The organism is Pseudomonas emilianonis (assembly GCF_023072625.1).
GTDB classification, from domain to species: domain Bacteria; phylum Pseudomonadota; class Gammaproteobacteria; order Pseudomonadales; family Pseudomonadaceae; genus Aquipseudomonas; species Aquipseudomonas paraveronii.
The window spans coordinates 14,637-34,839 of sequence record NZ_JAKNRV010000016.1; the positions used below are offsets into that span (position 1 = coordinate 14,637).

At 61.5% G+C, this 20,203-nt stretch carries 15 protein-coding genes and 1 pseudogene; 4 read left to right on the plus strand and 12 right to left on the minus strand.

The window, feature by feature from the left end; genetic code table 11:
- Nucleotides 1–83: 83 nt before the first annotated feature.
- The gene (locus L9Z73_RS03825) at nt 84–767 is read right to left on the minus strand and encodes a response regulator (RefSeq protein WP_247396526.1); all 684 of its coding nucleotides are present in this window, start codon (nt 765–767) and stop codon (nt 84–86) included.
- A 3-nt stretch (nt 768–770) separates the two neighbouring features.
- On the minus strand, nt 771–2,156 hold the full coding sequence (baeS, locus tag L9Z73_RS03830; RefSeq protein ID WP_247396530.1) for a sensor histidine kinase efflux regulator BaeS: 1,386 nt from the start codon (nt 2,154–2,156) through the stop codon (nt 771–773).
- A gap of 144 nt (nt 2,157–2,300) precedes the next feature.
- On the opposite strand from baeS, the gene L9Z73_RS03835 reads away from it, so the two are divergent.
- The 4 genes from L9Z73_RS03835 to L9Z73_RS03850 all read left to right on the plus strand — a co-directional run bounded on the left by L9Z73_RS03835 (nt 2,301) and on the right by L9Z73_RS03850 (nt 8,801).
- Complete coding sequence (locus tag L9Z73_RS03835) at nt 2,301–3,485, plus strand: efflux RND transporter periplasmic adaptor subunit (protein WP_247396532.1); 1,185 nt, start codon at nt 2,301–2,303, stop codon at nt 3,483–3,485.
- A gap of 2 nt (nt 3,486–3,487) precedes the next feature.
- Complete coding sequence (locus L9Z73_RS03840; RefSeq protein WP_247396535.1) at nt 3,488–6,622, plus strand: efflux RND transporter permease subunit; 3,135 nt, start codon at nt 3,488–3,490, stop codon at nt 6,620–6,622.
- Complete coding sequence (locus tag L9Z73_RS03845; RefSeq protein WP_247396538.1) at nt 6,619–8,013, plus strand: efflux transporter outer membrane subunit; 1,395 nt, start codon at nt 6,619–6,621, stop codon at nt 8,011–8,013. The genes L9Z73_RS03840 and L9Z73_RS03845 overlap by 4 nt, the downstream gene beginning before the upstream one ends.
- A gap of 86 nt (nt 8,014–8,099) precedes the next feature.
- The gene (locus tag L9Z73_RS03850; RefSeq protein ID WP_247396540.1) at nt 8,100–8,801 is read left to right on the plus strand and encodes an MlaA family lipoprotein; all 702 of its coding nucleotides are present in this window, start codon (nt 8,100–8,102) and stop codon (nt 8,799–8,801) included.
- A gap of 94 nt (nt 8,802–8,895) precedes the next feature.
- On the opposite strand, the gene L9Z73_RS03855 is transcribed toward L9Z73_RS03850, so the two are convergent.
- From L9Z73_RS03855 to L9Z73_RS03900, 10 genes and pseudogenes are all read right to left on the minus strand, one after another.
- Nucleotides 8,896–9,894, minus strand: coding sequence for a helix-turn-helix domain-containing protein (locus tag L9Z73_RS03855; RefSeq protein WP_247396543.1), 999 nt, complete (start codon nt 9,892–9,894; stop codon nt 8,896–8,898).
- Nucleotides 9,895–9,965: 71 nt separating this feature from the next.
- Nucleotides 9,966–11,444 carry an aldehyde dehydrogenase family protein gene (locus L9Z73_RS03860; RefSeq protein ID WP_247396545.1) on the minus strand — a complete coding sequence of 493 codons (1,479 nt, stop codon included), beginning with the start codon at nt 11,442–11,444 and terminating at the stop codon, nt 9,966–9,968.
- Between the two features lie 72 nt (nt 11,445–11,516).
- Nucleotides 11,517–12,365, minus strand: a complete 849-nt coding sequence (locus L9Z73_RS03865) for a VOC family protein (protein WP_247396547.1) — start codon at nt 12,363–12,365, stop codon at nt 11,517–11,519.
- Between the two features lie 22 nt (nt 12,366–12,387).
- Nucleotides 12,388–14,034: a bifunctional 3-(3-hydroxy-phenyl)propionate/3-hydroxycinnamic acid hydroxylase gene (locus tag L9Z73_RS03870; protein WP_247396549.1), complete on the minus strand. Its 1,647-nt coding sequence runs from the start codon at nt 14,032–14,034 to the stop codon at nt 12,388–12,390.
- Nucleotides 14,035–14,064: 30 nt separating this feature from the next.
- Complete coding sequence (locus L9Z73_RS03875; RefSeq protein ID WP_247396551.1) at nt 14,065–14,877, minus strand: IclR family transcriptional regulator; 813 nt, start codon at nt 14,875–14,877, stop codon at nt 14,065–14,067.
- Nucleotides 14,878–14,880: 3 nt separating this feature from the next.
- On the minus strand, nt 14,881–15,732 hold the full coding sequence (locus L9Z73_RS03880) for a fumarylacetoacetate hydrolase family protein (protein ID WP_247396553.1): 852 nt from the start codon (nt 15,730–15,732) through the stop codon (nt 14,881–14,883).
- A 232-nt stretch (nt 15,733–15,964) separates the two neighbouring features.
- The gene (locus L9Z73_RS03885) at nt 15,965–17,410 is read right to left on the minus strand and encodes a carotenoid oxygenase family protein (RefSeq protein ID WP_247396555.1); all 1,446 of its coding nucleotides are present in this window, start codon (nt 17,408–17,410) and stop codon (nt 15,965–15,967) included.
- A 45-nt stretch (nt 17,411–17,455) separates the two neighbouring features.
- Complete coding sequence (locus L9Z73_RS03890) at nt 17,456–18,637, minus strand: MFS transporter (protein WP_247396557.1); 1,182 nt, start codon at nt 18,635–18,637, stop codon at nt 17,456–17,458.
- 15 nt (nt 18,638–18,652) lie between these two features.
- On the minus strand, nt 18,653–19,645 hold the full coding sequence (locus tag L9Z73_RS03895; RefSeq protein WP_247396560.1) for a SphA family protein: 993 nt from the start codon (nt 19,643–19,645) through the stop codon (nt 18,653–18,655).
- A gap of 378 nt (nt 19,646–20,023) precedes the next feature.
- Nucleotides 20,024–20,203, minus strand: a pseudogene (locus L9Z73_RS03900) (hypothetical protein); the annotation flags it as partial.

The window sequence follows — 20,203 nt, forward strand, 5'->3', positions numbered from 1 at the left end:
TAGCGTGCTCCGGTATATGAAGATGGTTACAGGCGTTCCGCTTGCCCCTCGTTGACGGTGCCGATGTGTATTATTCCGAGATATCAGGCTTCGGAAAGCTGAAACCGATAACCGACCCCATACAACGATTCGATGGGCGTTTCCCCTGGGCACGCCTGCTCCAGCTTGCGCCGCAAGTTGCGGATATGGCTGTCCACCGTGCGGTCGGTGACCACGCGGTGGTCGGAGTAGATCTTGTCGAGCAGTTGGTCACGGGAAAATACCCGCCCGGCGGAACGTGCAAAGGTGCTGAGCAGTCGCAGCTCCAGCGGGGTGAGGTCCAGTGCGACGCCGTCTATTGAAGCGCGATATTGCGCTTCGTCGATCAGCAGTCGCGGCGCGGCGTTGACCAGCAGTTGGGGACCGCGGCGCAAGATGGCCTTGACCCGGGCCACCACCTCCCGGGGGCTGAAAGGCTTGCAGATGTAGTCGTCGGCGCCCAGGTCCAGGCCCAGCAGGCGGTCCACCTCTTCGACGCGGGCGGTGATCATGATGATGGGCACGGCGCTGAAACCGCGCAGGTCCTGGCAGACTTGCATGCCGTCACGCCCAGGCAGCATCAGGTCGAGCAAGATCAGGCGCGGTGTTTGCGCACGCACTGTCGGCACTACCTGCAAGCCGTTGTCCAGGCACAGGGTCGAGTAGCCTGCCGCGACCAGATAATCCTGCATCAAGGCGGCCAGCTTCGGTTCATCTTCGACAATCAGGATCGGGCTTTTGTCGGTCATGGTTCAGGTATTCCGTGGCAAGCGCAGGGTCAGCCAAAGGCCACCGAGGGGCGAGTGAGCGGCGCTAAGGCTGCCGCCGTGGGCGAGGGCGATGTTGTGACAAATCGCCAGGCCCAGACCGGCTCCGCCACTGGCACGGTTGCGCGATGATTCGCCGCGATAGAAGCGCTCGAACAGGCGCGGCAACTGCTCGGCCGAAACCCCGGGGCCGGAGTCGATGAAGTCGATGCACACGTGGGTGCGATCGACGACGGCGCGGATGCGTATGAGCCCGTTCGGGTCGGTGTAGCGCACGGTGTTTTCCAGCAGGTTGGAAAACAATTGCTGCAGGCGATTGGCATCGGCCAACAGTTCCAGGGGCTGGGGCGGCAGTTCCAGTTCGACGCGCAGGTGCCGGTCGTTCAGGCGCTCCTGGAACATCGACACGCTGGCTTGCAGCAGTTGATCCACTGCGCACGCGCTCTTGCGGTAGGTCAGCGCACCCACATCCGCCAGGGACAGTTCATACAGGTCATTCACCAGCTTGCTGAGCATGCTGACCTCACCTTGCAAAGACTTCATCGAGCCTGGGTTCAGGCTGCGTACACCATCCTCGATGGCCTCCAGCTCTCCGCGCAACACCGACAGCGGGGTACGCAACTCGTGGGAGACATCAGCCATGAATTCGCGGCGCATCTGTTCATTGCGCTCCAGGGTGTAGGCGAGTTGGTTGAAGTCACGGGCCAATTGGCCCACTTCATCATTGGAGGCCACCGCCACCCGGCCACTGTAGTCGCCGCTAGCCAGGCGGTGGGTCGCCGCGGCCACCCGTTTGACCGGCTCCAACAGCGTGCGGGCGATCCACCAGGCAATCAGCATCGCCAGCACCAGCGAAAAGGCGCCCATCACCAGGCTGGTGCGTAACTGGTATTGCTGGAACCGTTCGCCGCCGGCTTCGGTCACGCTCTGGAACGGGGTCACGGCCAGCCAGCCAACGGTTTCACCGGCCACCACAATCGGGCGTAACAGGGCGTCGTCGCCGATATCCGGGTAGCCGTTCACGCGTTTTTTGTGTTCATCCAGCAAGGCCATGCGAAACAGCGCGCCTGTCAGGTCTGACGCCATGGGCGTGCGCAAGTCATGCTTCGCCGGATCTTCGCCGACCTCGGGCCGCATAATGTCGAACCAGCGATCCGACCGGTTGCGCAGGAACTCCCAATTGCCCTCACGCGCGTAGGCACTGGCCAGGCGCGGCAGCACGGGTGCCATGCGGTCCAGCGCCTGCTCATTGAGATAGCCGAGAAAGCCCCGCCCAAAACTCCAGCTCGTCGCCACACCCATGCTCAGGATGACCAGCAGCACACCGGCCAGTACCGCAATAAACAGCTTGGTGGAGATACTCAGCTTCATGAAGGAGGGCCGTTAAGAATGGATCGGACCATTTAGGCCCTGGCGAAGAAAAGATTCAACCCGGCCGGGCAATCTTCAATTTTCCTGCACATTTGCCTTGCACGATAGCGCTGACTCAAGCCATTCCGTCTTGTAGAGGCCGCTATGTCGACGAAAATCATCGCCAAATACCTGGTAACCGCCGCGGTTTGCCTGTCCTTGTTCATTCTGGTCTTGCTGGGCGGTTGCTCCGGTGGCGAGCCGGCACCTCAAGCGATCACCCCCAAAGTTTCGGTGATCAGCGTAAAACCCCAGAGCCAAGTGCTGACCACCGAGTTGGCGGGACGCACCCAGGCCTTCATGGTGGCGCAGATTCGTCCGCAAGTCGGCGGTATCGTCCAGCGGCGGTTGTTCGTCGAGGGCGCGGATGTCAAGGTCGGGCAAGCGTTGTACCAACTGGATGCGGCGTCCTATACCGCCGCACTGGCGCAGTCCCAGGCGAGCCTGGTCAAGTACCGCGCCACGCTTAAATCGGCGCAGACCACCGCCAAGCGCGACGCCGAACTGGTGAAGATCAATGCCATCAGTCAGCAAACTAACGAGGACGCTCAGGCGACCTTGCTGACGGCCGCCGCCGACGTGCAAGTCGCCGAGGCTGAAGTCCAAACCGCGCGGATCAACCTGGCTTACACGCGTATCACCTCGCCGGTCAGCGGGCGCATTGAAACGTCCACGGTGACCCCAGGCGCGCTGGTGGTCGCCAATCAGGACAGCGCATTGACCACCGTGCAGCAACTCGATCCGATCTATGTGGACGTGACCCAATCGACTACCGAACTGCTGCGGCTCAAGCGTGACCTGGCCAGCGGCGTGTTGCAGTCCAATGGCAATGGCGAGGCGCGGATCAGCCTGAAGCTGGACGACGGCAGCACCTACAACCAGCCGGGGCGGCTCAAGGTCAGCGGGGTGAGTGTCAACGAGGGCACGGGCACCGTCACCCTGCGTGCCGAATTCGCCAACCCGGACCACCTGTTGCTGCCGGGCATGTATGTACGCGCGGTGCTGGAACAGGCGCGCGATGACCAGGCCATTCTGATTCCGCAAAAAGCCGTAAACCGCAGCGCCAGCGGGGTGACCACGGCGTTGCTGGTGGTCGATGGCAAGGTTGAACAACGTGAGCTGACCGTCGATCGCGCGGTGGGTAATCAGTGGTGGGTCACCGCAGGTCTGAAGGCGGGTGATCAGTTGATCGTCGAAGGCGGACAAAAAGTCCGTGCCGGCGCCGCCGTTCAAGTGCAGGACGCCAATGCTCAGGCGGCCACGCCGTCCACCCCAGTGAAGGAGGGTTAAGCGTGGCGCACTTTTTTATTGATCGACCGATTTTCGCCTGGGTCATCGCCATCGTGATCATGCTCGGTGGCAGCCTGTCCATCAGCCAGTTGCCGCTGGAGCAATACCCGGACATCGCGCCGCCCACGGTGAAGATTTCTGCGACCTACACCGGGGCCTCGGCCAAGACCGTGGAAGACTCGGTGACCCAGGTCATCGAACAGCAGATGAAAGGCCTGGATAACCTGACCTACATGTCGGCCACCAGCAGTTCGGCGGGCAGCGCCAGCATCAGCTTGACCTTTACCGCCGGCACCGACCCGGATGTGGCCCAGATGCAGGTGCAGAACAAGCTGCAACAAGCCGAGTCGAGACTGCCGCAATCGGTACAAAGCGAAGGCCTGACCGTGACCAAGGGCGGCTCGGACTTCCTGATGATCGTCGCCTTGGCATCGGATGACCCCAGCGTTACCGGCACTCAGATCGGTGACTACATTTCCACCACCTTGCTCGACTCCATCAGCCGCATTGACGGCGTCGGTGATGTGCAAACGTTGGGATCAGGCTACGCCATGCGGATCTGGCTGGACCCGGCCCTGTTGGAAAAATACGCGCTGATGCCTTCGGACGTCAGCAGTGCCCTGGAGGCGCAGAACACCGAAGTCTCCGCTGGGCAGCTCGGTGCCTTGCCGGCGATCAAGGGGCAGCAGTTGAACGCGACGATCAGCGCCCGCAGCAAACTGCAGACCGTCGAAGCGTTTCGCAATGTGGTGGTCAAGTCCAACAGCGATGGTGCCGTGGTGTTGCTGGGCGATGTCGCAACCTTGGAGTTGGGCAGTGAAAGCTACGACATCAGCACCGCTCTCAACGGCAAGCCCGCCGCTGCCATGGGTGTGCAGTTGGCGGCAGGCGCGAATGCGCTGAACGTCGGCAAGGCGGTCAAGGCCAAGCTCAAAGAAATGGAGCCGTTCTACCCGACAGAAATGCAGCTTAAAAATGTGATTGCCTACGACACCACGCCGTTTGTCAGCCTGTCCATCGAGGAAGTGGTCAAGGCCTTGGGCGAGGCCATCGTGCTGGTGGTGTTGATCATGTTCCTGTTCCTGCAAAACCTGCGCGCGACGCTGATCCCGGCGATTACTGTGCCGGTGGTGTTGCTGGGCACGTTCGGCGTGTTGGCGATGTTTGGCTATTCGATCAATACCTTGACGATGTTTGCCATGGTCCTGGCGATCGGCTTGCTGGTGGACGATGCCATCGTGGTGGTCGAAAACGTTGAGCGACTGATGGGCGGCGGACTATCGCCCGTGGCGGCCACGCGTCAATCGATGCGTGAAATTACCAGCGCACTGGTCGGCATCACGATGGTGCTGAGCGCGGTGTTTATCCCCATGGCGTTTTTCGGCGGTTCCACCGGGATTATCTATCGGCAGTTTTCGGTGACCATTGTCTCGGCCATGGTCTTGTCGGTGTTGGTGGCGATGACCCTGACACCCGCACTCTGCGCCTCGTTGCTCAAAGCGCGCGAGGGCCAGGGGCATGGTGCCCAGCACGGGTTCTTCGGCTGGTTCAACCGTACCTTTGAGCGTGCCAGCGCCGGTTACGAGCGTTGGGTGGGTGTGGTGTTGCGGCGCTGGGGGCGCAGCCTGTTGCTCTATGGCGGGGTGCTGGTGGTCATGGCGGTGGGCTACACGAGCCTGCCCACGTCGTTTCTGCCGGACGAAGACCAAGGGATCCTCCTGGCACAGATCCAGTTACCGGTCGGCGCGACGGACAGCCGTACCCAGGACGTGATCAAGCAGTTCGAGGACTACATCCTCAAACAGCCCGAAGTCGAAGCGATGATCAGCATCAGCGGGCTGGGCATGGGCGGTAACAGCCAGAACACCGCACGGGCGTTTATCCGCCTCAAGGACTGGGACGAACGCGGTGGGCCTGGTCAGGGTGCGGCGGCGATTGCCCAACGGGCGACCATGGCGCTCTCCAGCATCGGTGATGCCGACGCTTTCGTCATGCAACCTCCGACCGTGCGCGGTCTGGGCCAGAGCTCGGGGTTCGACCTGCAACTCAAGGACCTCGCAGGCCTGGGCCATGATGCGCTGGTGGCGGCTCGCGAACAGTTTCTTGAGCTGGCCAGAAAAGATCCGCGCCTGCTGGGGGTTCGCAGCAACGGCCTGGACGATGCGCCGCAGCTCAAGGTCAGCATTGACGACCGCAAGGCCGGCGCCCTGAGCCTGAGTACCAGCGATATCAACACCACCTTGTCGACGGCGTTGGGCGGTACTTATGTGAATGACTTTCTCAACCAGGGCCGGGTGAAAAAAGTCTATGTGCAGGGCCAGGCATCCGCGCGCATGCAGGCTGCGGACCTTGATCATTGGTTCGTGCGCAACAGCAGCAATGAAATGGTGCCGTTCTCATCGTTTGCCAGCAGCACCTGGAGTTACGGCTCACCCTTGCTGGAACGCTACAACGGTAACGCCTCCCTGGAAATCGTCGGTGACCCCGCGCCAGGCGTGAGCTCCGGCGACGCCATGGACGCGGTGGAAGCCATCGTCCGGCAATTGCCCCAGGGCATCGGCTACGAGTGGACAGGGCAGTCCTATCAATTACGCCTGTCCGGGTCCCAGGCCCCGCTGCTCTATGCACTTTCCGTATTGTTTGTGTTCCTGTGCCTGGCTGCGCTCTACGAGAGTTGGTCGGTGCCGTTTTCGGTGATTCTGGTGGTGCCCCTGGGGGTGATCGGTGCGGTGCTGGCGACCCGCGTCGCCGGGTTGAGCAACGACGTGTATTTCCAGGTGGGGCTGTTGACCACCGTGGGCCTGGCCGCGAAAAACGCGATCCTGATCGTGGAGTTCGCCAAGCACCTGCAAGAGCAGGGCAATAGCCTGATCGACGCGACGCTGATCGCGGTGCGCCAGCGCCTGCGGCCGATCCTGATGACGTCCCTGGCCTTCATGTTCGGCGTGTTGCCGCTGGCCTTGAGTACCGGCGCAGGCTCCGCCGGGCGCCAGGCCATCGGTACGGGCGTGCTGGGCGGTATGTTCAGCGCCACGGTGCTGGGGATCTTCTTTGTACCGCTGTTTTTTGTGCTGATCCGCCGCCGTTTCGGCCGCGAGCGCAGCGCTAATCAATCTGCTCCGACAGGTGATGCATGATCAAGTCACACTGGCCTTTGCTGGCCGCCATGGTCCTGGGTGGCTGCGTCAACCTGGCGCCCCAGTATGAGCGGCCTGAAGCGCCCGTCTCCGGGCAATGGCTGCCGGCGGCCAGCCTGCCGAAAGGGCAGGTGGGCGCCGATGTCAAATGGCAGCAGTTCTTTACCGACAGCCGCCTGGCGCAGTTGCAGGCGTTGGCGCTGGCCAATAACCGCGATTTACGCCTGGCAAGCCTGAATGTCGAAAAGGCTCAGGCGCAGTACCGCATCAAGCGCGCGGACCTGTTTCCCACCATCGATGCGAGCGTCAGCGGCACCCACAGCCGTACACCCGGGTCGTTGTCCAACACCGGTACGGCGGCCACCACCCACGATTACAGCGCGCAATTGGGGCTGAGCAGTTATGAACTGGACGTGTTTGGTCGGGTACGTAACCTTCGGGATGAGGCGCTGGAAGACTACCTGGCGCTGACGGAAACCCGACGCAGTACGCAAATCAGCCTGGTGGCCGAAGTGGCCACCGCCTGGCTGACCCTGGCCGCCGACAACGAACGGCTGCTGCTGGCCCAGGAAACCCTGACCAGCCAGTTGGCCACCTACGACCTGACCCAAAACAGCTACGCCCTGGGCGGCTCCTCCGCGCTGTCCGTGGCGCAAGCCCAGACCACGGTCGAGTCGGCGCGCGGCGATGTGGCGTCCTACGAGAGCCAGATTCTGCAGGACCGCAATGCCCTGCGCCTGTTGGTCGGCAGTGACCTTCCCGAGGCACTCTTGCCGGGCACGCACTTGGAGTCGGCGGCGGTGCTGGTGGACATACCGGCGGGCCTGCCTTCGAGCCTCTTGCAGCAACGCCCGGATGTGCTGTCGGCGGAACACACGCTCAAGTCGGCGAATATCGACATCGGCGCGGCCCGTGCGAAGTTTTACCCCAGCATCAGCCTGACCGCCGACGCCGGCTCGTCCAGCTCGGCATTGGCCGGCCTGTTCAAATCCGGCAGCGGTGCCTGGACCTTTGCCCCGAGCATCAGCGTGCCGATTTTCGACGGCGGGAGTAACCGCGCGACCCTGGATTCGGCCAAGGTCGAGCGCGACATCCAGATACAGACGTATCAGCAAACCCTGCAGACCGCGTTCCGCGAAGTGGCCGACGCACTGGCCGTGCGCAGCACCCTGGATCGCCGGATCGCCGCGCAACAGGCGCTGACCGACGCCAGCCGCAAAAGCTTCGAACTCTCGGATGCCTTGTATCGGGGCGGGTCGCAAAGTTACCTGGAAGCCTTGGATGCGCAACGCTCGCTCTACAGCGCCCAGCAGGACCTGATCACCCTGCGTCTGACCGAGCAGAGCAACCGCATCACGTTGTACAAAGTGTTGGGGGGCGGTTGGAATTAATGGCTCTGCCCGTTGCACACAGAAGCGCAGCGATGGAACGGCTTGCGTGCGTCAAATCGGCTAACTTCATTCAATGGGAAATAAACATGCGTGCCTATCGTTCCAATTTAAGCCGTTGCGTTCAGGTACTCACCTGCGCCTGTTTCATCACGCTGTCACCCCTTTCCCGGGCGGACTCCGACAAGGACCCCTGGGAACGCATTAACCGCCCGATCTTTTCATTCAATGACACGCTGGATACCTACGCACTGAAACCACTTGCCCAGGGTTATCAATTTGTCACCCCGCGCATTGCGCAAGACGGCATTCATAATTTTTTCAACAATCTGGGGGAGGTCAAGAACCTGGCGAACAATGTACTTCAAGCCAAGTTCCATAGCGCCGGGGTTGATACCAGTCGCCTCTTACTCAACAGCACCCTTGGCCTGGCGGGATTGATCGATGTCGCGACGCCCATGGGGCTGCAGCGCAATGACGAAGACTTCGGTCAAACCCTCGGTTACTGGGGGGTAGGCAGTGGTCCTTATCTTGTACTGCCGCTCTTGGGGCCAAGCACACTTCGCGATGCGCCGGCGATCTTTCCCGATATCTACGCCAACCCGGTTCGTTATATCGGCGACGTGCCTACGCGTAATAGCCTGTACGCCGTGGGCATGATCGACGGACGCGCTCAATATATAAAGTCTGAAAAACTCATCACCGGGGATAAATACAACTTCATTCGAAGTGTTTATCTACAACACCGAGAGTTCAAGATTAACGATGGACACGTAAAGGACGACTTTTGATCGATGCGTTTTGCACCTAGAGAGCAAGATACCCGCTGACACGATCCAACTGCGCCGTCCATCAAGCCTAGGCTTCGATGGACGGCAACTGGCGTCATGCCGCAGTAGGTTTCACGCGGGCGTCGCTGGCGGTTTCACGAAACAGCCGGGGCGACATGCCGAATGTCGATTTGAAATGCCGGCTGAAGTGAGAACTGCTGCCATAGCCCCAGGCATAGGCGATCTCGGTGAGTGAGCGATGGGCCTGGTCGTGGTTGCGCAGGTCCTCGGCGCAACGGGACAAGCGCCGCTGCCAGATGTACTCGCTGACACTGCACCCCAGTTCGTCCTGAAATGCCCGATGCAAGCTGCGCACCGAGCACTGCTCGGCATTGGCGATGCGTTCTATGCTCAAGTCGCGGTCAGCCAAGTGACGCTCGATATACGCCTTGAGGCGATTCTGTTTGAAGAAGCGGAAGTCGTGGTCGAGTTGCTTTTCATCTTGCTTGTTCTTCAGCGCATTGTTCAGCAGCCCCGCGATACTGTCGCCGATCAGCCCGGCCGACTGGCTGTTGAGCAAGGGGTATTGGTGGTAAGCGTCGCTGATCAAGTGCATCAACATGCGCCCCAGCCCGTTACGGCCGTTCAAGTGCATGTCGCCGGTCTGCGTCAGTTGCCCGGCGGGGCCCTGGAATAACAGGATAAAGTGCTCGCAGCCCTGGGTACTGGTGACGCTGAAGGGTTTGCCGCAGTCGACCAGGAGCATTTCGTCCGGCGCGACGCTGCTGTTTTGCTGACCTTGCTCGAAGTGGCTGACGCCGGCGACTTGCAGTATCAACATCCGCGGCGTGTCGACGACATCGAGCGCCTTGCTCAGGTGGCGTGAATAGCGATGGGCACTGGCGGTCAGGCGGCAGAAACGCAACTGGCCCAAGTCACCGTATTCCAGGCGGCCCTGGAAGTTGCCGTTGTGCAACGGGTCGATGTTGGTGGACTCCAGGCGCTTTATATACTCCGGCGTGCGACCCAGGTGATCGCTCATGAACTCCTTCCACTTCATCAGCCGATCAGAGCGAACGACCTGATCAGTGGACACGCAGGCTAGATTATTCATTGTTTCGCCTTTTGCTTTTTGTTTTGGGCTGAAGGGGCAAGGTGTGAGCCTTGCCCGTTCCGGACAGACGATCAGAAAGGGTAATTATGGCTCCCGGCTTGCCAGGTGACCCAATGGGCCCGGGTAAACTCATCCAGTGCATAGTGACCGTTGAAGCGCCCAAGGCCGGAGTTCTTTTCGCCGCCAAACGGTGCGTTGGGCTGATCATCGACGGTGATGTCGTTGATATGGGTCATGCCCGCCACGATGCCACGGGCAAAACTCAGGCCGCGCGCCATATCACGGGTAAACACCGCACTGGACAAACCGTACTCGCTGGCGTTGGCCAGCTCCAGGGCATGGGCCTGGTTGTCGGCGATCAGCAGCGGCAGCAACGGCCCGAAGGTTTCATCGCGGGCCAAGGCCTGGTCGGGGCTCACTTCGCCGAAGACATGGGCCGGCAGCACCAGCCCGCGAGCCTGGCCGCCACACAACTGCTTGAGACCGGCGCGCTCGGCGGCGGCGATCTTCCCCAGCAGACCGTCGAGCTGGTTCTGGTTGACCACCGGCCCGATCACCGTGTCGGCCTTGGCCGGGTCACCGGTCTTGAGCTTGCGTACACGCTCCACCACCAGGGCCGCGAAGTCGGCATACAGCGAGCGGTCGACAATGACCCGGTTGACGCTCATGCAGATCTGGCCCTGATGCAGGAAGCGTCCGACGACTGCGGCATGCGCCGCTATCTCGATGTCCGCATCCTCCAGCACCACCAGCGGCGCGTTACCGCCCAGCTCCAGGGCCACGCGCTTGATGTGCTTGCCGCCGGTGGCGATGCGCCCGACATTGCGTCCCACATCGGTGGAGCCGGTGAAGGAGATCAGGCTCGGTATCGGGTGCTCGACGAACGCATCGCCGATCTCCGAACCCGCGCCGACCACCACGTTCAGCGACCCCGCCGGGAACCCGGCCTCTTCGAACAGATGGGCAATCAACAGGCCGCCGGTAACCGCCGTATCACTGGCGGGCTTGAGCACCACGGTATTGCCCAGCGCAAGGGCCGGCACCACCGAGCGCATGCTCAGGTACAGCGGGAAGTTCCATGGGCTGATCACACCGACCACCCCCAGCGGCTCGCGAAACACGAAGCTCTGTTCGCCAGGCTTGTAGCTGGTCAGGATCCGGCCTTCAACCTGCATCGGCAGCGTTGCACACTCGCGAACCAGGTTGAGGGTGAACTGCCATTCCATGCCCGCCTTGATGCGGGTACTGCCGGACTCGCGGATCAGCCAGTCGATGATTTCTTCGCTGCGGTTCTGGATGACCTGGGCGAGTTTTTCCAGCTGCGCACTGCGCTGGGTCGGGTGCAGCGCTGCCCAGTCGGTTTGCGCGCGCTGGGCAGCCTGGTACGCGTCATCCAGGTCGGCCACCGAGGCCAGGGGCATTTCCAGCAAGGCTTCGTCGTTGAAGGGGTTACGGTCGTCCAGGCGTCGTGCAGAGCGACCTGCACGCCAGGTGCCGTTGATGTATTGATCGCCGTTGATGGCGTAGGCCGCGAGTATTGGAGTTGTCATAGTCTTACCTTAGAGGCAGGTAGCCGCGTCGATTGAGGGTGGGTGAGGGCAGACCCTTTAGGTTGTGCGTATTCAGCTTCGGATCCAGGCGCGTCCCCAGGAGTTGAGGGTGTATTCCTCCTGCGGCCAGACGCCAGGCGGGCGCGTGGCCTCGGTGATCTCCAGCTCGGCCGAGAACTCCAGGCGGTTGCGATCGGCATCGACCACCATGAAGAACAGGTTGTTGCCTGGGCCATGGCGACCCGGGCCGAAGAACAAGGTGATGCGTTCCTTGGCGAAGCGGTCGCCCCAGTCGCGAATGTCGTTCCATTCGTTGGTTTCGTAACAGTGGTGATCCCACTCGTTTTTCGACCCACGGAAGAACGCCAGCGAATGGTGTTCATCGTCCGAACGCAGGAAGCAGGTGGTGAGCTGGCCGCTTGGCTCGTCGACGACATTGTCCGAGACGGTGAAGCCCACGGTGTTGACGTAGAAGTCGATCATCGCTTCCAGCTCCGTGGTCTGGAACACCACGTGCTGCAGGCGGCCCGGCATGCCGTTGCGGTCGAGCGTGGACGCGCCGCGAGACACGCCAAATACGGTTTGTCGACCCTGGGGGTCACGGATTTGAAAGGCGCCCGCTTCCAGCAGCGGCGAGTCGAGCGCTTCGACGTTACAACCGTTGCCGAGCAGGCGTGTGCGCAGTGCGCTCAAGTGCGCTTGGCTGCCCAGGTCATACGCCGCCGCGAGCAGGCCGCTATGGTCGGCGGGCGAGATCAGCATGGCCCGTTGAGGGCCCTGGAGCAGCCAACTGCCGTCAGCCTGCGCCAGGCCGTCCATGTCCAGCAGGCGCCGATAGAAGTCGACTTGCTGCTGTGGATCTTTGCTCGCCAGGTGCAGGTAGCACAGGCGGGCGGGGGTGGAAGTCTGCAAGGGTTGCATAAACACCTCTGGGTCTGAAGGTTCAGGGGTAGACGGGCGCCATGCCCGGCTCAGCTGCGCAGTGGCTTGTCAGCGTGATGCCGAACAACGACTGCAAGGATTCGGCGACCTGATCGTGCGTGGTCATGTCGAAGATGGCGGCGACATAGCGATCCGGGCGCAGCAGCAGAAACTTCTGGCTGTCGCCGAGCAGGTCCTTGAGCGCGTTCTCACGGTCTTGCAGCACGGTGCAGCCGGGGATCGACGGCAGCGTCTGAAAGTGCGCGGGCAGGATCAGGATGCGTTTGGCCTCCAGGTGGTCCCACAGACCGTGCCGTAGTTCATCAAGGCGTTGGTGGGTCGGGTCGCCATAGTGGATCAGGGCAAAACCGGCACCGATGGTCGTGTCCAGCAGTTGTGTGTGGCCTTGGGCATCGGTCAGCAATGGCTGAGGAAACATTTGCCCGCAGGCCAGCTTCCCGGCCTTACCTTCGGGTAATACCAGGCCTTTGGTAAACCGTGGTTTGGGCTTGAAGCGCATTTGCAGGAAATAATCGCGCAGCGGCGGCACCAGGCCGATTAACGCGAATGCCGTGCTGATCAGGCGCGCCCGCAGCACGGTGGCCGGCGCCATGACCACGCCAAGGTTCAGGGCCAGCTTGATCAAGGCCCAGGCATGGTCGCGCCGCTCGCTTTCGTAGGACAGCAGGGCGGTCGCGGCCATTTGGCCCTTGAGCACGGCGACCAGCTTCCAGCCCAGATTGTGCGCATCGCGAACGCCGCTGTTCATCCCTTGCCCAGCGTAGGGCGGGGTCAAGTGCGCGGCATCGCCGGCGAGAAATACACGGCCGACCTGCCAACGCTCGGCGACGCGGGCATGAAAGGTGTAGACCGTCTTGCGCACAATGGACACCGGGGCATCGCCCTTGAACGGACGCAGCAGCGTGTGCAGGCATTCGGGGCTGAGCACCTGCGCATCGGTTTCGCCCGGCTTGAGCTGGAACTCAAAGCGCCGAGTACGGTGCGGGCCGGGCACTTCCACCACCGGGCGGCGGGCATCGCAATACACGCGGGTCTGCCAGAAGGGGTCGTCATCCTGGTCGGTATCGACCACCAGCCAGCGTGAGGAGAAGCTCGACCCTACCATCTCGATCCCCAGTTGCTTGCGCACCGGGCTGCGACCGCCGTCGCAGGCGATCAGGTAGCTGGCCTTGACGTCGAGCAGTTGGCCATCGGCATCCTTGATCAACGCGCGCACGCCATGCGGGTCTTGAGTGAACTCGAGCAGTTCGTGATTGAAGCGCGCTGTCAGGTTCGCAAAACGTTCAAGGCCGACCTTCAGCGTGCTTTCGAACAGCGGCTGGCGAAACGCATTACGCTTGGGAAACCCATATAACCTGCCGGTGGGCTCGACCTTGCCGAAGCAACGCCCGCCCGCGCGGGTGAAGTAATGCACGCCATAACCGGGCACCACATCACGCAACACGGCGTCATCCAGCCCGATGGCTTGCATGGTGCGCAAGGATTCATCGTCGATCGAGACGGCGCGTGGTTCGGTCACAGTGCCGGGTTTGCGGTCGATGATCAGGGTGTCCACATTGGCCTGGCCGAGGATGTTGGCCAGGGTCAGTCCGGTAGGCCCGGCACCGATGATCAAGACTTGGGTGCTGAAGCTGTTGAGGGTTGTCATTGTTATTCCCTTCCAAAGTTTTCAGTCTGGCTACGCGGGGCGGTGGGTGAGCGTCGCCATGCGCTGCGACAACGCCTGCGCGAGGGCCTGCATGTGTGCCCCTTGTTGCGCTTCCTGTGCGTTGTCGCGCTCCTGAATCGGACGAAGGCAACTGATGCTGCCGACCACCTTGCCGTCGCTGTCGAAGATCGGTGCCGCGAGGCCGTAGACGCCGGGATCAATTTCAGCCGCGCTGGCGACATACCCCTGGCGGCGCAGTTGCTGCAGTGAGCGGCGGAATTGTTCCCAGGTCTGCCCCAGATGGCTGGCGCGCACTTCATCGGGGTTTTCCAGAAACAGCTGGCTGTGCTGGCGCGATGTCATGTTGGCGAGGATCGCCTTCGAGGTTGCGCCAAGGAACAGCGGCCTGGGTGAACCACGGGAGTAGCTGACCTCGCTGAACAAGTCGCCGTGCTGGTGGATACACACCACCTGGTCCTTGAACAGTCGGCAGATCAGCCACACCTGTTGCTCGCTCCAGCGTGGCAGGTCCTGCTCCAGGGCGTGTGCCGCGCGCACCAGCGGGTCGCTCAGGCGCAGTTGGCGGTCCCAGGTGATAATCCGCGCGCCCAGCGCGTAGCGGCCGGCTTCGACCTGAAACAACAGGTTCGCCTCGGCCAACTCACGCACGTAGCGGTAGATGGTCGACCGCGTGTAACCCAGCGCGGTGCCCATCTCGTCGACCGCCCAGATCGGGCTGGCCTCGGTAAATAAATCCAGCACCCGCAGCATGCGTTCCAGGCTTGAGCCTTTGCTCTCGGCGTCCTGCTCTGGCAGGGGTTCTGATTCAGGTAATGGCTTCATGGCTTACTGCTCATCGGCGATGCTGTTGCGCAGGATGCCGATGCCCGAGATCTCGACCTCGACGGTATCGCCGGGCTTCATCCATACCGGCGGTTCGCGGAAGGCGCCGACGCCACCGGTGGTGCCGCTGACAATCACATCGCCGGGCGCCAGTTCGGTGAAGGTGGAGCAGTATTCGATCAGGTGGCGCACGTCGAAAATCATGTCGCTGGTGCGGGTGTGTTGCATCACTTGGCCGTTCAGGCGCGTGGTCAATTCCAGGTCCTGCGGGTCGCCGATCTCATCACAGGTCACCAACCAGGGACCGAAGCCGCCGGTGTGCGGGAAGTTCTTGCCCGGCACGAACTGGATGGTGTGCTTCTGCCAGTCACGGACGCTGCCATCGTTGTAGCAGGCATAACCGGCCACATACTCCAGCGCATCCGCGGCCTTGACGTGGCGCGCGGTTTTGCCGATGACCACGGCGAGTTCGCCTTCGAAATCCAGCTTGTGCGAAGCCTTCGGACGAATGATCGGTTGCAGGTGCGCAACCTGGCTGTCGGCGAAACGCGTGAAAATCATCGGGTAGGTCGGCATTTCACGACCGGTTTCACGCACGTGGGTGGCGTAGTTGATGCCAATGCACAGCACTTTGCCCGGGTTCTCGATCACCGGCAGGAACGTTACGTCCGCCAATGCGACGCGTGGCAGCGGGGCCAGGACGGCCGGCGTCAGTTCACCCAGGCGATTGATGGCGATGGCCTGCTTGAGGTCGGTGCCAAAGGTGGTTTTGACCGATTCCAGGTCAATCACCTGATCAGCTTCAACCACGCCGTAGGTGGTACGGCCTTGAACGATAAAGCTCGCGAATTTCATGAAGTGTCCTCTCGGAAAGGGGAGCGGGGATGGGCTGCAATGGACTTAATCTAGTCTTGCGAATTAATCCTGTAAAGTGAGATTTTTGTATAAATCCTGCATTTCGGAATAAGTATGATTTTTCTGTTCGGTGATCGGATCGCGGCCTGAAACGCCAAACAGCCCGTGCCATTCCAGCAAGTGGATGGCTACGGGCGTGGCGATTGGAGGAGGGGGGGAACGCTATGCCGCTTTAGCGCGGTGCCCAGCAGCCGTGCAGCGACATGCGCATACGGAATGGGACTTTGATGCGGGCGATGGGGCCGGCCGCCATGTCAGTGGAGTCCAGCACCACCAGCTCGCTGCGGCCTTCGGCAATGAGGTTGAGCAGGCAGACCACGTAGCCATCGCCTTCAGCGGCCTCAGCTGTGCGTGGAATGAAAATGGGTTCCTGAAAGCACCCGCTGTCACCGGGAAACCAGGCATCGGTGACGCCGGTTGTCAGGTTGATGTGCGCCAGCAGGTTAAAGAATTGAAACGGCATCGGTCCATTCGCCGAGTTGTAGGGGCGCTGCGGATCAAAGGCGAGCAGGAATCCGTGTTCATACTTGCGACCTATGTAACGGTCATCGCAACGGGGAAATTCACAGGGATAGTCCGTCAGCGCCTGCGGTTGCAGTTCGTCCTGTGCGCTGCTCAGGTCAAAGACCCAGCGCATCAGGCTGGCCGCCAGGGTTTCCGGCGGCGGTACGAAACCGTCCGCCTGGGGGAAGAAGTAGAAGATGTTGCCGCCGGTGACCGGCATGTCCAGATAGACCTTACCGTCTTCGTCGAACGCATTCAGGGTATGGCCCTGGAAGCCGTCCTTGGGCCCTTTGAACCAACGCACGTCGCGCGCGTCGCCGTGGCGCGGCACCACGGCAAACAGTTGGGGCAGCTCGGGTTGCCACTGGAAATGCTGGCCGCCTTGTTTCATGCGCTCGACGTCCACCGTCAGGGGGATCAGCGGGAACACCACATAGTGCTCGGTGACCGCGAAGTCGTGGACCATAGCGGCGTAGGGCGCCTGGAACCAGATCTCGTGCAGCAGTTTGCCCTGCGGCGAAATTTCGAAATACGCCATGTCGGGTGTGCCGTCGCCTTTGGCTTCGTAGCTGAAGGCCAACAGGTTTCCGGTCAGCGGGTCGAGCTTGGGATGGGCGGTGAAGGTGGCTGACTCGATCTGCCCGTCGAAATTCCACTCGCCGAGGGTCTCCAGCGTGTGTGGGTCCAGCGCCCACGGCATGGCATCTTCCTTGAGTGCCAGCAGGACGTTGTTGTGCGGGATCACGGAGGTGTTTGCTGTGGTGTTGTTTTTTGCCGCGAGCGGGTCATTGGTGTAGGCATTGCGATAAACGCCGTTGAGCGAACGCCCTTCACGGCGCTGGGCGACCAAACGGTCGGTGAGCACGTAGCGCCGACGCAGCGAGACCTTGCCATCGGCAAAATAGAAGCCGCTGACCATGGCGTCGCCGTTGAAGAAGATATCGGTGCCCAGCATGGGCGGGTATTGCGGGTCCGGCGAGACTTGATAAAAGGTGCCGCGGATCGCCTCGGGAATGGCGCCTTCGATCTCAAGGTCGTACACCTCGCCCTCTACGCGGCTGGGGGAGTACAGCGCGCCGGAAAACTCGGGGGTTTGGGGAAATGGAGTATTCATTGCGTCATCTCATTGATCCAGTGGGTTCACGTCAGGGCAGGGTATTCAGGCAGATTGCGGCGACAGGGCCGGCGTGCGCGTTTTGACGCCTCGACGAAAGCGCGCCACCACCAGGCATGAAATGATCAAAGCCACTACATACGCCGAGGCTGCCAGCCATCCCACTGCCCGAAAATGCCCTTCGCCGACCACCAGCGCGGCGCCAAACGGCCCCAGCCCTTGACCGACAAAAATCGCCGCATTGCCCAGGCCGGCCAATCGACCGGAAGGGTCCAGTTCGGCGGCCATCGACAGCAGGTAGGGCAGGCTGAAAAACCACACCATATGGATCAGGCACGCGGTGGCGGCAAACGCGACGGTACTGTCACCGTAGACCATCACCAGGGTCGCCAGCAACGCGGTACCAAAGCTCAGCAGTTGCGGAAACAACAGGCCCAGGCGGCGCCCCAACAGCCCGGAAAGCCCGGCGCCCAGGGCACCGGCAAGGATGCTGCCGCCGAGGATGGCGCCGATCTGCTGGGGTTCCAGGCCAATGCTTTTGCCAATGCGTTCCTGATACACCCACAGCGCCGAGTGCCCGAAAAACAACAGTGCAAACAGCATGATCAACAGCACGGAGGTCAGCCCGAACGGCTGAGCCGCACCATGGGCGATGCGATGGGCATCAGGGTAGTGCCTGGGGATTTTCCAGCAACCCAGTGCCGCGAGCAGGCTGGTGATGGCCAGCAAGGAAAACGCGCCCTGCACACCAAACGCCTGCAAGAGCGTGGGCATGGACGTCACCAGCAGCATGCCCCAGAGCAGGTTACCGATATTGATCACGGCAAACGTCGCGTCTTTCGACCTGCGCAGCGCAGCGGTCGCATACACCACCGCCATGACCGCGCCACCGCTGGCGCCGCAGATGATCCTGAACACCACCAGCCAAGCCTGGCTGTGCAGTTGCGTGCTTGCCAGGTTGCCGGCGGCCAGGATCAGCAAGGCAACCAGTGCAAAGCGGCGGCGGTCGACCCGTGCCATAAACAGAGCACAGACGCCGCAGGCCATGGCCATCGCTATCAGCTCGGCGGCGAAGATCGCACCGATGGCATTGAGCGGCAGCCCCAGTTGATCAATCAGCGCGCCGCCCAGGATCGGCTGGATCTGCAGCGTTCCCAGGGAAATGACCATCATCAGGCAAATAGCGCCCAGTGATTTCTTGCTGTCGATGGAGTCGAGCGCATTCATCACACATCACCTCAGTCAGAACTTGTGAACGTAGCGGACTTGCACGGCGTAATCCGTTTTGCTGCGGTTTTCCACGCCGGTCTCTTTATAGGTATTGAGCCAGAAGGCCTTGTCTTCGGTCATTTTCCAGAACAGGCCGGGGCCAATGCCGAGTACTTTTTCGCGAGAATTGCTCAGGCGGTCGCCGTTGACCTGGTCATCCGAAATCTGCCTGAAGTAATAGCCGTTGATCCCGACTGAAACCTTCGGGAACACCTCATACGAAGCCGTAAAGTTGGCCCAGGCCGATTGCCCTGATTGGGTGTCGCGCACCGGCCGTCCTTCAAAAACCTGCGTCGAACTGCTTGCCGGGTCGTTGTTTTTGAAGTTGTACAAGTAATTCAGGCGCCAGCTCACTTCCCAGCGCGGTGCCGGCATCAAGGTCGCGGCCCAGTAGGGGTTGAGGGAGAAGTAATTGGAGCCGGGATTCAAGTCCTTGTGTTTGTCGTACTTGCCGGTGGGCAGGATCGTATCGAAGGCCACGCGCTGCACAAACACCGGCCGGCCTTCGGCGTTGACGATCGGATCGAACTGGATCTGCGGGCCAGCGGTGATGTCACCCAGGCCGACGCCGTTGTCCTTGAGCTTGACGCCGTTGTCGCCAAAGTCGCCGTCCAGTGAGATCACGGGTACCAACAGGCTCCAGCCCAGGTGCGCGCCACCGCCGATGGTGTCGGGTGAGTAATAGCTGAATTGGTTGATCAAGCTAATGACATTGATCTTCGGGTTATCGAAGTTGCGGTTGTCCTTGCCGCCATTGTCCCGAATGCTGCTGGCCGTACTGAACTTCAGATAGGTCTGATGCGTTAGCCCGGGTGGTCCGGCGAACCCGTCGTAGAAGCTGGTGCCGCCTAGGTTGATGCCGCTGGGTTGGCTGACCGTCGGCGGGGGTGGGCCATCGGCGGCGTGCACGGTAAAGGCGATGAGGGTGAGTGCCAGGCAAGCCGGCAGGGATCGAGTCAAGTTCATTGCGGTGGCTCTATTATTGGAGTTGTGAGCGGGGGTTAACACCCCTGGCACTTCGACTGTAGTGCCCGGATAGACGCAATGCTTGAGTGCAACGGCCAGATTTGACTGAGCGTGCCACAAAGCAGGTGGTCAAACGCGCAGGCACTGGCGCCAGCGGTAGAGAGAGTGGTTGAGGCGGCTACTGGTTGACGCCGATCACCGACCCGAAGGGGATGGGTACGCCGTCAATGAGCGTTGAAAAAAGGTCTGGGCCACTGGCCCAGACCTGCTCGACGTCATCTACTGGTAAAACGTCCTGTCGCTGAACGCTGACTTCGAGCAACAGGCGGATAACCGCACCGAGGGCAACCAACCGGTGCTCGATTGGCGACGCACGTTCTAGGCTTTCGTATGCCGGGCAATGCCAAGCTCGGGTAGGTTCAGTGGCGCCTTACGCACCATGACGCTGATGATGGCCAGCGCCGCGATCGCCACCCCGGGGGAGGTCGCCAGCAATACCCCCGTGGTGCCCGCACCTGCGGCGAGCAGTTGCTGCGCAACTTCCTCAAGGGCCTGACC

Coding starts and splice junctions, on each gene's coding strand:
- L9Z73_RS03825 (WP_247396526.1), bottom strand. CDS start 767: ATGACCGACAAAAGCCCGATCCTGATTGTCGAAGATGAACCGAAGCTG.
- L9Z73_RS03865 (WP_247396547.1), bottom strand. CDS start 12,365: ATGCAACCCTTGCAGACTTCCACCCCCGCCCGCCTGTGCTACCTGCAC.
- L9Z73_RS03855 (WP_247396543.1), bottom strand. CDS start 9,894: ATGAATAATCTAGCCTGCGTGTCCACTGATCAGGTCGTTCGCTCTGAT.
- L9Z73_RS03835 (WP_247396532.1), top strand. CDS start 2,301: ATGTCGACGAAAATCATCGCCAAATACCTGGTAACCGCCGCGGTTTGC.
- L9Z73_RS03850 (WP_247396540.1), top strand. CDS start 8,100: ATGCGTGCCTATCGTTCCAATTTAAGCCGTTGCGTTCAGGTACTCACC.
- L9Z73_RS03885 (WP_247396555.1), bottom strand. CDS start 17,410: ATGAATACTCCATTTCCCCAAACCCCCGAGTTTTCCGGCGCGCTGTAC.
- L9Z73_RS03870 (WP_247396549.1), bottom strand. CDS start 14,034: ATGACAACCCTCAACAGCTTCAGCACCCAAGTCTTGATCATCGGTGCC.
- L9Z73_RS03845 (WP_247396538.1), top strand. CDS start 6,619: ATGATCAAGTCACACTGGCCTTTGCTGGCCGCCATGGTCCTGGGTGGC.
- L9Z73_RS03860 (WP_247396545.1), bottom strand. CDS start 11,444: ATGACAACTCCAATACTCGCGGCCTACGCCATCAACGGCGATCAATAC.
- L9Z73_RS03875 (WP_247396551.1), bottom strand. CDS start 14,877: ATGAAGCCATTACCTGAATCAGAACCCCTGCCAGAGCAGGACGCCGAG.
- L9Z73_RS03890 (WP_247396557.1), bottom strand. CDS start 18,637: ATGAATGCGCTCGACTCCATCGACAGCAAGAAATCACTGGGCGCTATT.
- L9Z73_RS03880 (WP_247396553.1), bottom strand. CDS start 15,732: ATGAAATTCGCGAGCTTTATCGTTCAAGGCCGTACCACCTACGGCGTG.
- L9Z73_RS03895 (WP_247396560.1), bottom strand. CDS start 19,645: ATGAACTTGACTCGATCCCTGCCGGCTTGCCTGGCACTCACCCTCATC.
- baeS (WP_247396530.1), bottom strand. CDS start 2,156: ATGAAGCTGAGTATCTCCACCAAGCTGTTTATTGCGGTACTGGCCGGT.